The sequence below is a fragment of the Reinekea sp. genome (assembly GCF_982785585.1).
The window spans coordinates 64,634-80,197 of the sequence record NZ_CEYAVF010000014.1 but is presented as its reverse complement, the minus strand read 5'-3'; the positions used below and the strand labels follow the sequence as shown (position 1 = coordinate 80,197).

The following is a 15,564-nucleotide window of genomic DNA, read 5'->3' as shown; positions in this document are numbered from 1 at the left end:
AACAACAAGGTTTTACTTTAATCGAACTGATGATCGTTGTGGCGATTATCGGCATATTGGCGGCCATCGCCATTCCTCAATATCAGGATTATATTGCGCGTACGCAAGTTCAACGTGTAGTCGGTGAATTATCCGGATTGAAGACTGCTGTTGAAGAAAATTTAATGCGCGGTAAATTAAACTTTAACTCGGCGGATCTCGGTTTTGTATCCTCCAACTTAGTGGATAACACACAGACAGCGGCAATTGCTGCGGCCGCCAAAACTGCTACTACGGCGCAAATTACTGCGGCAGGAATATCTGGCCTACGTGTTGGTGAAGAAGCAGCAGGTGACGGTACATTGGGTGCTCAGGAACCCTTTACTGATACCGGGGAAGGTACCATTTCATTACTGATGGCGAGTGGTGTTCTCGGTCAAGCAGCCGGTATTGTGAACGGAACGGTCATTAACTTGACTCGAGCTGGTAATGGAGCTTGGACCTGTACTATTGATTCAACTACGCCAGCTGGAGCAGATACCTGGAAAGTATCTTATGTGCCATCAGGTTGTGACTAATTTTAAATTAGGGTATTAGGGCGTAATTGTAAAAGGAAGCTGCTGGCTTCCTTTTTTTTGTCTACGGAAACCGACTCTCTTAGTATGAGTACAAGAGTGATTTACCAGAAAATATCCGAGTATTTTGGAGGGGATAGAATGAATAGATCTAGAGGTTTTACGTTAATTGAACTTATGGTGGTGGTGGCAATAATTGGTATATTAGCCTCCATTGCCCTAACCCAGTATCAAGATTATATAGCTCGGACTCAACTATCCAGATCGGTTGCTGAGTTGTCGGGATATAAGAGTGCTGTTGAGGAGTTTCTAACCCGAGGCGATCCAAGTTTTGATACGACCGATATTGGATATATTAAATCCAACTTGACCTTGGCTATTGTGATTGGTAATTCGGCGAGTGCAGGAGGACTGGCGCCTGCTAGCGGGCCCTTCAATAACGATGGTACTGGGGTATTAATAGTCCAGTTTGACAATAGCGGCTCCAATCAAGGCGCTTCAAATTTGCAAGGAACCATTGTGAATATCGCGCGTTTGATTTCTGGGCAGTGGCGCTGCACGGTCGATAGAACCGTGCCATTGGCTCAGGGCGGATGGAAAGATTCTTATCTTCCTGCTGGATGTAGTTGAAAGGACTAACCCACCAACCGCAAACTCAAATCCAATGAGCTTATATCCTTAGTCAACTTACCCACCGAGACATAGTCCGGTAGCACGCCCGTCAGTTCGGCGATGCGCTCTAAATCCATATTGCCAGACGCCTCTAACTTGATCCGACCTTGGGTGAGTTTTACCGCCTCGGCGGTCTGCTGCACATTGAAGTTATCCAACATGATAACGTCTACCGGCAAGTCCAATGCCTCCAGTAACTGCTCCAGCGATTCCACCTCAACTTCGATTTTTTTGTCCGGCGCTATTTCTTGCGCGCGTTTCACGGCGTTGGCGATGCCGCCACAGCCGGCAATATGGTTTTCCTTGATCAAAAACATATCATACAAACCCAGGCGATGATTTTGGCAGCCGCCGACGGCGATGGCGTATTTCTGTGCTAAGCGTAAACCGGGTAGGGTCTTGCGAGTGTCGAGGATCACTAACGCCTTGCCGGCGACGGCCATGGCATAGCGCCGGGCCAGGGTTGCGCTGCCGCTCAGTGTTTGGAGGAAATTTAAGGCGCTGCGCTCGGCGGTTAGAATTGCGCGAGTATTGCCGCGTAGCTCAACCAGGATGTCGTTCGCGAGTAGGGTATCGCCGTCCTGCTTTAGCCAATTTAGCGTGACGGTTGGATCAATTTGCCGAAAGACTTCCTCGAACCACTCGCGGCCGCACAACACGCCGGGCTCCCGGGTGATGACCTGGGCTTGAGAGGTCTGTTGCGCAGGAATCAGCAGAGCGGTGATGTCGCCGCTGCCAAGATCTTCTTCGAGCGCGAAGCGGATCGATCGCACCAGGTGGTCGCGTAGGGTTTTGGCATAGGGCAGGTCGGCAATAAACATGGGTAATCAACTCGGTCAAACAGGTTAGGGGGCGGCCTGGTCAGGCGCGGCCATCAGCGCGCTTAGTTTACCTCGAGCCTTGGCCAGATGCGACTGGCCCAGCGACAAATGTCCACCTGGATGAAAATTGCGCACTATGACTTTCAGCTCTGGTAAAGTGGTAGGCTGTTTCATTACTGTATAGCTCTTCATCATTAGGAAAACGTTATGGATTTTCTATCGGTCATTCTCGCGTATCTGGTCTCGATCAGCCTATCGGGTCATGGCGAACCGGCCACGGCCTGGGTATTACGCTGGCGGGCCCACCTCGTTGGGCGCGACTTAGGTGCTAAATTGACAATGGTAATCTATGCCCTGTTACCAGCTCTGCTGGTCGCCTGTCTGCTGTGGTGGGTCGATAATTTTATTTTCAACCTGGTTCTGTCGGTAACTCTGCTGCTATTGGCCTTCCAGTCCGGTGATCAGCCCGAAAATCTTGCCCAGTACCAGCAGCTCACCGCTCAGGGTGAACGGCAGGGCGCCTGGCAGCTGGCTGTTGATGAGCTGGGCCTGGTCGGTGAAATCTATGAGCCAGACGACGAACTGTTGGACGAGGGAGTTCAGGCCGGTATGAGCTACCTCTACCTGGAGCGGTTTTTTGTTTCGGTATTCTGGTTTATGGCCTTTGGCGCACCCGGAGTGCTATTAGTCTGGTTAATGAGTACCGCTCTACGCGGTGAGCAAGCCGACGCCTTCTTTCAACGCGTTAAACAGGCACTCTATTGGATTCCGGTGCGCCTGATGGCCTTAACGCTGGGCCTAATGGGCAATTTCAGCCAGTGTTTCCAAGTTTGGCTGGAGCAGGCTCGTGATTTCGACCGCGACGATCGGGTCCTGTTGTTGATCTGTTTGAAATCGGCCTTGGGCTCCGTGGCGCCAGAGGAGATGTTGAATGAAACCTTGGCACTGATTAAACGCGCCCAAATGACTTGGCTGATAAGCTTGGCGGTGCTGTTGATTTTCGGTTTCTAGTCGAGAATTGGGTAACCGTTTGTCTTATAGCTAAAAGTTATCGATCTTATAGTTGGCTTGCGCTTGATTCTGGCGCGGAACACGCCATGCTATGACCTATTATCTGATTCAGTTTTTTGACCTTAGAGGGCACTTAGAACCATGAGCGTAAAACATCATTCCCTAATTATTTTGGGATCCGGCCCGGCCGGCTACACGGCGGCAATCTATGCGGCCCGCGCGAACTTATCACCGGTTGTTATCACAGGTATGGAAATGGGCGGTCAGTTGACCACCACCACCGAGGTCGAGAACTGGCCAGGCGGGCATGCCGAATTGCAGGGCCCGGAACTGATGGAGCAGATGAAGGAGCATGCGGAGCGTTTCGACACCAACATTATCTTCGATCATATTCACACCACGGACCTGAGCAAGCGACCCTTTACGCTGATCGGCGATCAGGGCACCTACAGCTGTGATGCCCTGATTATTTCTACCGGCGCCAGCGCCCAATATCTTGGCCTGGAGAGTGAAGAGGCCTTTAAAGGCAAGGGCGTCTCAGCCTGTGCCACCTGCGATGGTTTCTTCTATCGCAACAAGGAAGTCTGCGTTGTCGGTGGTGGTAACACTGCGGTCGAGGAAGCGCTTTACCTGGCCAACATTGCCAGCAAGGTTCATGTTGTGCATCGACGGGATACCTTCCGATCGGAAAAGATCCTGTCCGATCGCCTGATGGCCAAGGTCGCCGAAGGCAAGGTCGAGTTGCATCTGCACAATACACTCGATGAAGTGCTCGGCGACGAGATGGGCGTGACCGGTATTCGGCTGAAAAGCACCCAGGACGGCAGCACTAAAGACGTTGCCGTGCACGGCTGTTTTATCGCCATCGGTCATACGCCCAACACCGGGATCTTTGCCGGTCAATTAGAGATGAGTGGTGGTTATATCAAGGTGCAATCGGGCCTCGAGGGCAATGCCACCGCAACCAGTGTTGAAGGGGTGTTTGCAGCCGGAGACGTCATGGATCATCACTATCGGCAAGCCATTACTTCATCCGGAACCGGCTGCATGGCCGCGCTCGATGCTGAGAAATTTCTCGATAGCTAAGTTTGAACGGCGTCGCCTAAGCGGGCGGGTCAAACTTAAAAGGGCAGCTTAGGGCTGCCCTTTTTTATGCTCAACACTTACGCCGACGTCAATTGACCTAATGCGGCCCCCTTAACGGGGTAAGTTGACATTCACTTCTAGAATCGAGCAGTTGCCATTGTCATTGAGATCGATCTGCAATTGATCGTGCTCAATATCGACATATTTACGGATTACCGCCAATATATCGTTCTGCAGGGCCGGCAAATAGTCCGGGGCGTTGCGAGCCCGTCGTTCATGGGCCACAATCACCTTGAGCCGCTCTTTGGCTATATTGGCCGATTGAGGCGCCTTGTCGCGTGAAAATATATCAAAAAACGCCATATCAACCTCCAAAAACGCGTTGCAGAAGGCCTTTTTTCTGGACCTCCAGGAAACGATGGGGTCGCTCTTCACCCAGCAGGCGCGCCACCGTATCTTTATAGGCCTGGCCGGCATCGCTTTTCTCATCGAGAATAACCGGCGTACCATTATTCGAGGCGTTTAACACCGCCTGACTTTCAGGAATAATGCCAATCAACGGGACGGCTAGAATATCCTCTATGTCCTCGATGCTGAGCATTTCGCCGCGAGCGGCTCGGGCCGGATCGAAGCGGCTGATCAAGAGGTGTTCCTTGACCGGAGGCTGATCGTTTTCAGCCCGGAAGCTTTTACTCTGTAAAATCCCTAAAATACGGTCGCTGTCGCGGACCGACGACACTTCAGGGTTGGTCACCACTATGGCCTCGTCGGCGTAATAAAGGGCCATCAGGGCACCGTGTTCAATGCCCGCCGGCGAATCGCAGATGATGTACTCAAAGGTTTCACTGAGTTTATCGAGGATGATCTTAACGCCTTCTTTGGTCAGCGCATCCTTGTCGCGAGTTTGTGACGCCGGCAAAATAAACAGATTCTCACTGCGTTTGTCCTTGATCAATGCCTGGTTTAACAGGGCGTCGCCCTGGATGACATTGACGAAATCGAACACCACCCGGCGCTCGCAATTCATAATGATATCGAGATTACGCAGACCAATGTCAAAATCGATCACCACGGTTTTGCGTCCGGCCAATGCCAGACCCATACTGATGGCCGCGCTCGTGGTGGTTTTGCCTACGCCGCCTTTACCAGACGTAACAACGATAATAGTCGCCAAGGGTCATTCCTTCTTAGGGATTAAGTTAAAGGGGGTAGACTAACGGAAGCTGAATGCTGGATCAATTAAGCGCTATAAATAGTCGATTAAAATATTGTTATCCACTAGATGACAGCGGGCCGCGCCGCTGCCATCAGGGAAATTTTCCTGAACCAGATAGGTGCCGGCAATGGCGATAAGCTCCGCCTGCATCTTCTGACAAACTACCTCACTCTGCTCCCGTCCTTGCGCACCGGCAATCGCTCGGCCGCGCAAGGTGCCATAAATATGAATATTGCCATCGGCGACAACCTCCGCACCGGCGCTGACTTGGTTCATTATCAGTAAATTGGCATTGCGCGCATAAATTTGCTGGCCAGAGCGAATGGGCGTGCTGATTACCTGGGTCTTGCGGATGCTTTCTGCCTGCTCAATAGGCGCACTGTTGGTCTTCGGTTTTGCTCCCGAGCGCGGCTCTATCCAAGCCAAATTCAGGCTGAACGCCAACGCCTGATGGTGTTCCCTGTTGCCCGTTAGCGCATAGGGAATCAGTTTTTCGCTCCGGCAGCCGACAATGATGGCTTCTAATTGAGCCGGGTCGACTTCACCCTCGAGGGCACTGAGGTCCAATATGGTCGGTGCATACAGAAACAGAGCCGGTGCCTTGCGCAATGTGTCTACCAACAGGCTTTGGAAATCTGCCACCACTAAACTGGTGACGGGTATTTGGTGGCTGGCGACCCTGCGGCTGCGTAATTTAAAGGCTGGCTTGATGGGTGAGTTCATTTATGTCCGTCTATAAAGTCTTGCAGGGCGCGTTCGCGGGAGTTTTTACGTTCCAGCGAGTCGTGGATGGTCGGTGTCGATGCGCGACTTTCACAATCGGTCAGTGGGCAGCGCTCACAGGTCTCATTGACGTCGGAATTGGGCACGCTGGCGTCGTTCCAAAAGGCGGCCTTGTTTTTAAACTGATCATTGATCAAGAACCCCAGCGTCATGCCGGTATTGGTGTTTTCACCTAAGGACTTGCTGCGCACAACCGCTATATTGAAAAACGTCTTGTCTTGGCCGACAAAGGTGCTGCGTTGGGCAGACACCTGCACCAGCTCCTGTGTCGACTTCTGGTCAGCGAGGTTTTTCAGCCCGGCTGTGGCCGCCCAACGGCGACAATGGTGTTCGCCTGGGCCAATGCTGCGCGGTGTGAACACATTGGTCAGGTTGAGTTCCTTGGTGATCCGGAAGTCATTGTTATCGAGCTGATGATTGAGCCGCATGTAGTGCATCTTGGACAGGCCAAAGTGGGTTGGCATCAGTTGAGACATGCGGTAGAGAAACATTTCCGGCGTCGCGTCGTACTGGCTCATGAGTTTCGACAAGGCATCGCCTTGAAAGGTGTCATGGGTCAGCCAATGCGACAGGTCCTTGATGATTTGCTTTTCCGGAATCAGCAGCGCACCGGCAAAATAAGAGACCTTGAAGTGGTTAAAGACCTGTTCAAAGGTTTCCACCTTAATCCAGGAAGACGTCTCGGCGCGAACCTTTAACTTCAGAATGCGATAACCAATTTCGCGCGCCAAGATAAACTTTTTTTGCTGCGGCAGTAGTTTAGAGTTTATCCACAGCTGTTTTGGGCTCGGGCAGATCGAGCGCAAGGGCTGTAATTCGGGCGAGCCACTGAAGTCATCATAATGAATAGTGCACTGAAATTCGTCGCGCAGCATGGCTTCCAGCCAGCTTTGGCCGATGCCGCTGCTTTCAGCAATGCGATTTTGCAGGCGAAAATCGTGCGCTGCGGCCTCGAGCTCTTCGAAGTAGTTTAAATGCATCTTTTGATAGGAACGTAAGGATGCGAGCAAGAAATGCTCGACGTTCATATCGTAACCGCGACTTATCTCCAATAAGGTCCGGACAAAGGCGCCGGCTTTACTGGGCGAGTCATTGACGAGATCGAATATGTCGGCTAAACCGATACCAAACTGCTTGAGCGGGAAGTCTTTTAATACGGGTGAATTGAGCAGAGCCGAGAGCGGATTTAAATCATCATCCAGTTGCAGGGAAACCAGTTCATCAAAGGTTCTGTTCAATGCATAGGCGATTTGGACGATCTTTTCGGGCTTTGGGTACTTTTTGCCCTTTTCGATTTCGCTCAGGTAGGATATCGATAGTCCTGTTTTTTCGGACAGCTGTTTCAGGGAGAAACCGGCTGTTAGCCGAAATTGCTTGATCTTAACCCCAAGTATGAATCTTAAGCTTTCGCTGTTTATTTCCATGCAGTTCTCTAGTTCGCCAGTAGCGAAATGGATTTTAGAGACTGTTGGCCCTTAACTCAATGCTATGTTGTGAATAGCGTCCCAGCTTTACCGATAGGGGCCTACCAGATGTGGACTTGGCGTACTCATTAGGTCGAAATGTTCGATCAAAAGATTTTTTAACTCGGCCTTGATCCAATGGGGAACTGGCAATTCGGCGACCTTTTGGTACCATTAAAGCCCACTCATGTGGGTGCGTCAGCAGGGTAGTCGGCGTTAGATTGTTACAAGGAACATCAGGTATGGATAAAGTGAACCGTTCGCGGCGCATTCATTTCTTAATGCAATATGTGCCTGAAATCTTAGCGCCGGAAGTCGGCATCTATTTCGGTGAACATGTCATACGGGTCAACAACCAATTGTGCCTGGTGGTCAATATCGCTGGTGAAGTGGGCATTCGGGCGCTCCATCCAGCCTTGGCAGCCGAACTCACCGATCTGTGCCAAAAGCGGCACTGGGTCGCCCACGGCAGGGTCTATGAACAATGGTTTCTGCTGCCCGATACGGTTGCTCTAAGCGAAGATCGAGTAAAAGCCTGGATCCGTTCATCGGCGGAAGAAGTTCAGCGTTTGTCGCTTATCAGCGCCATCCCCAATCGACAGATGAAATCCTTTGGTGCTTAGGTGCTTAGGTGCTCCGGTTAGACTCCTTTGCGAGTCTGTCATCTGATCTGAGCGATCCTCTGCTCCCGCCCAGCGTTAGAAGGCTCGATCCACGATCCATGTTGCGTCTGCCTGAGCAGTTAGCTGGCCAGCAGCAAGAAGCTTAGGTTGAGCAAAAGCAACGTAATCATTAGGGCCGTTGGGGTGCGGTCGGTATACGGCAGATCTAGAGTCCGCCACCAAACTCTGAGCACAGCGTTAAAGCACAGCGCCATAAACAACGCTAGGCCACAGGAGGACAGCGTCAATCTGCCAGCCGACAATTGGCCTGCAAGTGCCAAGAGTATGAGCTGACTGGTGGCGAAATAGACCGGCCAGCGCCGTAAACCATGCTTTGGGTTGTTGATCAGGTTAGCCAAGAAGCCAAGAAAAAAGGTCAGTAGGCTTAGTTCGAAAAATGCCTCAACCTGGTCGGCGACCAAGTAATGACGGGCGAACCGACTGCTTGTTATGACCAGTATGCAGAAGCCAGAGACGGCCATAAAAGCCAAGCGAACCTGCCCGGATAAGGCCAGCCAGATAGCTATCATGCCGAACTCGAGGTAGACCAGTGAGCTGTTGGTTAAGGCCGTCGCGGCCAGCCAAAGGTCTGCGCCATGCCAGCTGACCGAGTAATCTAAAAACAATGAATCCTGGCTTAAGGGGCTCAATGCCCACAGCGCCATGAAGGCCGCCGTCGTTACACCGAGCAACAACAGTGCAGAGATGGGCCATCGGTCAGCCTGTTCACGGGTCAGCCAGCCGAGGCCATGGAGTCGTTCAGGGTGGGTGTGGTGATAGATTACCAGCGCACCGCCAGTTGCTACCATGGTCGTTAGCGCATAGACGATAAGGGCGCGAGTACCGAGTGGCTGCAATATCCATAATTGGGAGAGTTCACCGGTGTAATAACCCGGTAATAGATAGGCAGGCGCCCATGCCAAGGCCGTCACGGCGCTCAGCGGGGCGAACAATCGGCCGGGCATGCCAAGGGTGCCGGCGATCATCGGAATGACCGGCCGCAATGGGCCGAGAAATCGGGCAATTATCACGCTTAACCATCCCCAACGATGAAAAAACCATTCCCCGTGTTGAATCCAATTTTTGTGTCGAGCCACCCAGGACCATTGATAGAGCCGATTTTTCAGTCTGAAGCCAATAAAAAAACTGATCAGGTCGCCGCACAGGGCACCGGTGCCGCCGGCGATCAAGAGGGCCAGAGGACCAATGCCAATATGGTTAGCCAGGGCCGATAGAGAAAAGAGCAAGACTATGCCGGGCACAAGGATGCCGAGTAGGGCAAAGGACTCTAAAAACGCGACTAGCCAAAGCGCCGTTAGGAGCAAGGCAGGGTATTCGGCAATCCAATTCATGGGAGACTCAGTAGGTTAATCGGCGGGGAGTTTACCGCTCTTAGCATTCCGATGTCGGGCGGATTTACCACTTAGGGTAGTTTATTGGCTCGGCAATTGAGTTTGCAGGCAATATGGCCATAGAGGTCAACGACAGAGCAAGGTATAATGCGTTCCGTAATCCTAGTCCAGAATAGAATAATGACCTCCACGACACTAATAGACTATATGACCACTTTGGGCCAGCAGGCGCGAGCAGCATCGGCGCAGATGGCAAAAAGCGAAACGGCGCAAAAAAATCGTGCATTACTGGCAACCGCTGCGGCTGTGCTTGAGATGCAAGAAAGTTTGTTGGCGGCCAATCAGGCCGATCTAGACGCAGGCCGTGCCAAGGGCTTAAGTGCGGCGCTGCTCGATCGACTGGAACTCACCCCGGCGCGTATTGCCGCCATGGTGGTTGGGCTGGAGCAGGTCGCGGCCTTACCAGACCCGATCGGCAGCATCAGTGAGCTGGATTATCGACCGAGTGGTATTCAGATTGGCAAAATGCGTGTGCCACTGGGGGTTATCGGCATCATCTATGAATCGCGTCCTAATGTAACAATTGAAGCGGCCAGTCTGTGTCTGAAGTCGGGCAATGCCGTTATCCTGCGCGGTGGCAGTGAAGCCATTCGGTCCAATGCGGCCTTGGCCCTGTGCATACAGCAAGGCTTGCGTGCCAGTGGCTTGCCGGAGACCGCCGTGCAGGTGGTCGCGACCACCGATCGCGCCGCGGTTCACCAGCTGATCACCATGCCCGAATATGTCGACGTTATCGTGCCGCGCGGTGGTAAAGGTTTGATCGCACGCGTTTCAGCCGATGCCCGAGTGCCGGTGATTAAGCATTTGGATGGCAACTGCCATGTTTATATCGATGTTAACGCCGATCCCGAAAAGGCCGTGCGTATTGCGATTAACGCCAAAACGCGCCGCTATGGTGTCTGCAACGCCTTGGAGACGCTCTTGCTGGAAGCGACCCAAGCCAACGCTTTGCTGCCCGAGTTGAAGCGACAGTTCGACGCTAAGGGTGTCGAGTTGCGTGGTTGTGAGCAGACGCAGGCAATCATTGATTGCTCAGCGGCGACACAAGAGGACTGGGCTACCGAATACTTAGCGCCCATTCTTGCCATCAAGGTGGTCGCAAATTTGGACCAGGCGATCGATCATATCAATATGTATGGCAGCCATCACACCGATAGCATCGTAACCGAAAACTACAGTTCTGGCCGGCGGTTTCTGCGTGAAGTTGACTCAGCGTCGGTGATGATTAATGCCTCTACCGCCTTTGCTGACGGTTTTGAATATGGCCTAGGCGCCGAAATTGGCATTTCAACTGATAAGATTCATGCCCGAGGGCCGGTCGGTTTGGTCGGTCTGACCTCACAGAAATATATAGTGCTCGGAGACGGTCAGATACGTGAGTCTTAATAGGCCCATATTGGCGGTTTACGGCGGCACCTTTGATCCATTCCATCTTGGCCATGCGGCAGTGTGTAATAGGGTTCTGGCAGAGCCCGATGTCGCTCAGCTACGCCTAATACCCTGTTCGGTTCCGGCCTTGAAGGATGGCGCGACCGCCAACAGCGAGCATCGCTTGCGAATGTTGGAGTTGTGGCAGCAAACAAGCCCAAATCGAGACCGGATTCAGGTTGATGGACAAGAACTACAGCGCCTAGGGCCAAGCTATACGGCCGATACCATCGCCAGCCTGATAGCCCAATGGCCAGCGCATAAGATTGTGTTTGTACTCGGCAGTGATGCCTGGAACAGTCTGCCGTTGTGGCGTCAATTTGAACAACTGGCGAGCGAAATTTCATTTTGGGTGTTTAGTCGCTCCGGGGCTACCCCGATCGATTATCATCAGGCACTAACCGCCTGTAGCACCCAGCAAGACTTTTTAAATGCACAAGCCGGACACTTTTGGATAGACCAGGGTGTGCAAATACCCCTGTCTTCAAGTGAATTGCGGCAAACAGACGATTTTGAAAATTGGCCAGTACCGTTGGTCGTTCAAAATTATATTACCGAACATAACCTGTACCGAAAATCGGCAGGGTTGGACAAAAGTGAACGTATAAATGACCGATAAAAGCTTAAAAGAAAAAAACGCCCACGGTGCCAAGTTGACCGAGGCGGTGATCGAAGCGCTTGAAAACATTAAGGCAACCGATATTCAGGTATTGGACGTACGTGCCCAAACGCAACTGATGGATACCCTGGTTATCGCATCCGGCACCTCTACTCGCCATATTGCCGCGGTAGTGAACAGCGTCGCAGATGACCTAAAAGGCATTGGCTTTATTGCCAATCACCAGGAAGGCGAGAGCGGTTCTGATTGGGTCTTGTTGGATTTTACCGATCTGGTCTTGCACGTGATGCTGCCCGATGCCCGTGCTCTGTATGATCTGGAACGACTCTGGTCTGGTTTGACGCCCGACTCGGAGTAAGGTTGCGGTTATGAAGATCAGAGTCTTGGCTGTGGGTCCGAAAATGCCGGCATGGGTAAATGATGGGGCAGGTGACTATTTAAAGCGTCTGCCTCGGGAATTACCGGTTGAGTTTGTGACCCTGTCATTGGGCAATAGAGGTAAAAATCAGCCTGCTGAGAAGGCTATCGCCCAAGAAGGTGACTCGATGTTGGCTGCGATTCGCGATTCCGATCACGTTGTCGCGCTTGATTTACACGGTCAAGCCTGGTCAACGGAACAGTTATCGGGTCAACTACAGCATTGGCGTGAGCAGGCCAAGGATGTCATTATTTTGATCGGCGGTCCGGACGGGCTCGATCCTCGTGCCCTGGCACGGGCTGACCAACGCTGGTCCTTGTCGAACCTGACCCTGCCACATCCACTGGTTCGAGTCCTGCTCGCGGAGCAAGTGTATCGCGCTTGGAGTATCAGTCAGAATCACCCGTACCATAAGTAGCGGCTATATAAATAACTATGTTTAGCAAATCATTAGACACCAAAGAATACGAACGCCGGCTCTTTAGTCGGCGTATGACTGTGGCCTTTGTGTTAGTCGCCCTGATGTTGATTATTCTAGTGTGCCGATTGTTTTTCTTACAGATTGTTCAGCATGAACAGCATAGCCTGTTGTCCGATCAAAACCGCCTCGAAGTCTTAGCGATCCCGCCGACCCGGGGTCTCATATACGACCGTAACGGTGAATTGCTGGCCGGGAATTTGCCCAGTCATACCTTGAGCATCGTCGCTGAACGTACCAAGGATGTTGATGCTCTAGTGCTTGAGATTGGGGCGCTGATTGAATTATCCGATGAGCAAATTAGCCGGTTTAAAAAACGTCTGGGTCAGTATCGGCGGCCTTATGAGCCTATACCGTTAAAAATAAAACTCAGTGATAATGAAATCGCCACCCTGGCGGCGAATCGTTTTTTCCTCGACGGCTCCTTGGTCGAGGCCGAACTGATTCGCCAATATCCCTATGGCGAGGCCTTTGCGCATGTCCTTGGGTATGTCGGCCGGATCAACGAGCGGGAAACGGTTAATCTCGATAGCAGTGCCTATGCCGGCATCCGTTACATCGGCAAGCAGGGCATCGAATCGCAGTATGAACAGGAGTTGCTCGGTACGGTTGGCTATCAACGGGTTGAAACTAACGCTCGCGGACGTATTCTAAAAGTATTGGACAAGAAAATGCCGATACCCGGGGCGAATATTCATTTGCAGCTGGATCGCGCCTTACAGCAAAAAGCTTTCGATCTATTGGCCGGCAAACGCGGTGCCGTGGTTGCCATAGAGCCGAAAACAGGCGGTATTCTGGCGCTAGTGAGTCAACCGAGTTTCGATCCTAATCTCTATGTTACCGGCTTCCCATCGGTTCTTTACAATGTATTACGGGATTCGCCGGCCAAACCCTTTCTGAATCGGGCGACACGCGGTCAGTACCCCGCCGCCTCGACAATAAAGCCCTTCATTGGCTTGGCCGGCGTCGACGGGGGCTTTACCACCTGGTCCTATACCATCAACGACAACGGTTGGTTTCAGCTTCCCAATGATGATCGTATTTATCGCGATTGGAAGCGAGGTGGCCACGGTATCGTCAATCTGACCGATGCCATTGAAGAGTCGATTGACACCTATTTTTATGAAATGGCCTACAAAATGAAGTTAGAGCCGATTCACAATATGCTTAACGAGTTCGGTTTCGGCAAGACCACTTCCTGGGATATTTACAATCCGGCCTCGGGCATTAATCCATCACGTGAATGGAAAAGAGACCGGCATGGGTTTTCCTGGTATGCCGGCGACACGGTCAATCTCGGTATTGGCCAGGGCTATATGCTTGCCACCCCAACCCAGCTGGCAATTGCGACTGGCGTTTTTGCCAACAACGGTCATTGGACGACGCCGCGCCTGATGCTATACAGCAACATGCCCGACCTACTTGCCATTCCAGAACAGGCTCAGCCGGATGTGGAGCTAAATGACACGAATAATTGGGCCAAGATGCAGGATGCCATGGCCGAAGTTCTCTACGGCAAGAAGGGTACGGCCCGCGGCGCGGCAATAGGAGCACCCTATCGTTTTGCTGGCAAGAGCGGTACCGCGCAGGTAGCCGAAATTAAACGCGATGAAAACGGCGACGCCCTCGGAGATGTGCCGGATCACCTCAAGGACCACGCCCTGTTTATCAGTTATGCACCCTTCGATGACCCGCAAATTGCCTTGGCGGTCGTGATCGAGCACGGCGGTGGCGGCAGTTCGATTGCGGCTCCCATAGCGCGTGCACTACAAGACGAATACCTTTTGCGGGAGAGCCCCATTGCGCAGTGATTTCAGTCGGCAGGCAACGGACAGCAGCTTTACCAAACGGTTGGGTTTTTGGCATAAAATTCATATCGACATCTATTTGTTGGTGGGCTTGGTGGCGCTATCGATTGTTGGTTTGGTGATCCTATACAGTGCCAGTGGTGGCAATTGGCCGTCCGTTTATCGGCAGGGGCTGCGCCTGCTTATCGGTTTTGTTGCGATGGCCATCGTGGCACAAGTCGATCCGCGGTTTTTCCAACAATGGAGTGGCAGCGTATACCTAATTGGCGTCCTGCTGCTGGTGGCGGTGTTGGTCTTAGGCGCCGGCGCCAAAGGCGCCCAACGTTGGTTGGTGATTCCGGGCGTGTTCCGCTTTCAGCCTGCGGAAATTATGAAGATCGTTTTACCTATCGTTATGGCTTGGTATCTGTCGCGCCAGGCGTTACCGCCGCGAATACTAACGATAGCCATCGCAATGGTATTGCTGTTTATTCCCGTAATTTTGATTCTGCAACAGCCCGACTTGGGAACCTCAATTCTAATTGCAGCCTCAGGCATCTTTGTTATATTTTTGGCCGGTCTATCTTGGAAGTTAATAATCGCTGCGGGGGTATTGTTGATCGGTTCCTTGCCGGCATTGTGGTTGTTCGTGCTGCGTGAATATCAACAGCAGCGGGTGCTGACGTTTATCAATCCTGAATCGGATCCCCTCGGTGCCGGTTGGAATATTATCCAAAGCAAGACCGCGATCGGGTCCGGTGGGTTGACCGGTAAGGGTTATATGTTGGGGACCCAATCGCAACTCGATTTCTTACCCGAAAGCCATACCGATTTTATTATCGCTGTCTTGAGCGAGGAATTTGGCTTCGTCGGGGTTATGCTTTTACTGTCTATCTATGTCATTATTATAGCCCGGGGCCTGATTATTTCGGTCCAGGCGCGCGACAATTTTTGTCGTCTCTTGGCAGGGTCTTTAACCCTGACCTTCTTTATTTATGTCTTTGTAAATATCGGCATGGTCAGTGGGTTATTACCTGTGGTTGGCGTACCCTTGCCCTTGGTTAGTTACGGGGGCACTTCGATTGTTACACTATTGGCCAGTTTCGGCATTCTCATGTCCATTAGCACCCATCGCAGAGTCTAAGCGATGATGG

Annotated in this window: 17 protein-coding genes; 11 read left to right on the top strand and 6 right to left on the bottom strand. The window is 52.0% G+C overall.

The window, feature by feature from the left end; all coding sequences use genetic code 11:
• Nucleotides 1-557 (top strand): pilin (locus AC4FIC_RS07625; RefSeq protein ID WP_476195972.1); only part of this gene is annotated, 557 nt, incomplete at its 5' end.
• An 84-nt stretch (nucleotides 558-641) separates the two neighbouring features.
• Nucleotides 642-1,184 (top strand): pilin, encoded by a 543-nt coding sequence (locus tag AC4FIC_RS07620; protein WP_420541397.1) that lies wholly within the window; start codon nucleotides 642-644, stop codon nucleotides 1,182-1,184.
• 5 nt (nucleotides 1,185-1,189) lie between these two features.
• Here AC4FIC_RS07620 and nadC read toward each other — a convergent pair whose 3' ends face one another.
• A complete protein-coding gene (gene nadC, locus AC4FIC_RS07615) occupies nucleotides 1,190-2,047 on the bottom strand; it encodes a carboxylating nicotinate-nucleotide diphosphorylase (protein ID WP_100258009.1) in 858 nt (285 codons plus the stop codon).
• 207 nt (nucleotides 2,048-2,254) lie between these two features.
• Between nadC and ampE the strand changes: the two genes are divergently transcribed.
• Nucleotides 2,255-3,058, top strand: a complete 804-nt coding sequence (ampE, locus tag AC4FIC_RS07610) for a regulatory signaling modulator protein AmpE (RefSeq protein ID WP_273283996.1) — start codon at nucleotides 2,255-2,257, stop codon at nucleotides 3,056-3,058.
• 141 nt (nucleotides 3,059-3,199) lie between these two features.
• Nucleotides 3,200-4,144, top strand: coding sequence for a thioredoxin-disulfide reductase (trxB, locus tag AC4FIC_RS07605; RefSeq protein WP_273283998.1), 945 nt, complete (start codon nucleotides 3,200-3,202; stop codon nucleotides 4,142-4,144).
• A 111-nt stretch (nucleotides 4,145-4,255) separates the two neighbouring features.
• Here the strand turns inward: trxB and minE are convergent, their stop codons facing one another.
• The 4 genes from minE to AC4FIC_RS07585 form a co-directional block, all read right to left on the bottom strand.
• On the bottom strand, nucleotides 4,256-4,507 hold the full coding sequence (gene minE, locus AC4FIC_RS07600; protein ID WP_100258006.1) for a cell division topological specificity factor MinE: 252 nt from the start codon (nucleotides 4,505-4,507) through the stop codon (nucleotides 4,256-4,258).
• Between the two features lies 1 nt (nucleotide 4,508).
• Nucleotides 4,509-5,318 carry a septum site-determining protein MinD gene (minD, locus tag AC4FIC_RS07595; protein WP_100258005.1) on the bottom strand — a complete coding sequence of 270 codons (810 nt, stop codon included), beginning with the start codon at nucleotides 5,316-5,318 and terminating at the stop codon, nucleotides 4,509-4,511.
• A gap of 72 nt (nucleotides 5,319-5,390) precedes the next feature.
• A complete protein-coding gene (gene minC / locus AC4FIC_RS07590; RefSeq protein ID WP_100258004.1) occupies nucleotides 5,391-6,083 on the bottom strand; it encodes a septum site-determining protein MinC in 693 nt (230 codons plus the stop codon).
• Nucleotides 6,080-7,567, bottom strand: a complete 1,488-nt coding sequence (locus tag AC4FIC_RS07585) for an XRE family transcriptional regulator (RefSeq protein WP_100258003.1) — start codon at nucleotides 7,565-7,567, stop codon at nucleotides 6,080-6,082. Before AC4FIC_RS07585 ends, minC begins: the two co-directional genes overlap by 4 nt.
• A gap of 281 nt (nucleotides 7,568-7,848) precedes the next feature.
• On the opposite strand from AC4FIC_RS07585, the gene AC4FIC_RS07580 reads away from it, so the two are divergent.
• On the top strand, nucleotides 7,849-8,229 hold the full coding sequence (locus AC4FIC_RS07580) for a hypothetical protein (RefSeq protein WP_273284003.1): 381 nt from the start codon (nucleotides 7,849-7,851) through the stop codon (nucleotides 8,227-8,229).
• Between the two features lie 119 nt (nucleotides 8,230-8,348).
• Here AC4FIC_RS07580 and AC4FIC_RS07575 read toward each other — a convergent pair whose 3' ends face one another.
• On the bottom strand, nucleotides 8,349-9,620 hold the full coding sequence (locus tag AC4FIC_RS07575) for a DedA family protein (protein WP_100258001.1): 1,272 nt from the start codon (nucleotides 9,618-9,620) through the stop codon (nucleotides 8,349-8,351).
• A gap of 180 nt (nucleotides 9,621-9,800) precedes the next feature.
• Between AC4FIC_RS07575 and AC4FIC_RS07570 the strand changes: the two genes are divergently transcribed.
• From AC4FIC_RS07570 to rodA, 6 genes are read left to right on the top strand one after another with little or no spacing between them, the layout of a single operon-like run.
• Nucleotides 9,801-11,066 carry a glutamate-5-semialdehyde dehydrogenase gene (locus AC4FIC_RS07570; protein WP_227003690.1) on the top strand — a complete coding sequence of 422 codons (1,266 nt, stop codon included), beginning with the start codon at nucleotides 9,801-9,803 and terminating at the stop codon, nucleotides 11,064-11,066.
• Nucleotides 11,056-11,727: a nicotinate (nicotinamide) nucleotide adenylyltransferase gene (gene nadD, locus AC4FIC_RS07565; RefSeq protein ID WP_100257999.1), complete on the top strand. Its 672-nt coding sequence runs from the start codon at nucleotides 11,056-11,058 to the stop codon at nucleotides 11,725-11,727. The genes AC4FIC_RS07570 and nadD overlap by 11 nt, the downstream gene beginning before the upstream one ends.
• Nucleotides 11,717-12,085 (top strand): ribosome silencing factor, encoded by a 369-nt coding sequence (gene rsfS, locus AC4FIC_RS07560; protein WP_100257998.1) that lies wholly within the window; start codon nucleotides 11,717-11,719, stop codon nucleotides 12,083-12,085. Before nadD ends, rsfS begins: the two co-directional genes overlap by 11 nt.
• A gap of 10 nt (nucleotides 12,086-12,095) precedes the next feature.
• The gene (gene rlmH, locus AC4FIC_RS07555; protein WP_100257997.1) at nucleotides 12,096-12,563 is read left to right on the top strand and encodes a 23S rRNA (pseudouridine(1915)-N(3))-methyltransferase RlmH; all 468 of its coding nucleotides are present in this window, start codon (nucleotides 12,096-12,098) and stop codon (nucleotides 12,561-12,563) included.
• 17 nt (nucleotides 12,564-12,580) lie between these two features.
• Nucleotides 12,581-14,434 carry a penicillin-binding protein 2 gene (mrdA, locus tag AC4FIC_RS07550; RefSeq protein ID WP_100257996.1) on the top strand — a complete coding sequence of 618 codons (1,854 nt, stop codon included), beginning with the start codon at nucleotides 12,581-12,583 and terminating at the stop codon, nucleotides 14,432-14,434.
• On the top strand, nucleotides 14,424-15,554 hold the full coding sequence (gene rodA, locus AC4FIC_RS07545) for a rod shape-determining protein RodA (RefSeq protein WP_100257995.1): 1,131 nt from the start codon (nucleotides 14,424-14,426) through the stop codon (nucleotides 15,552-15,554). The genes mrdA and rodA overlap by 11 nt, the downstream gene beginning before the upstream one ends.
• Nucleotides 15,555-15,564: the final 10 nt, after the last annotated feature.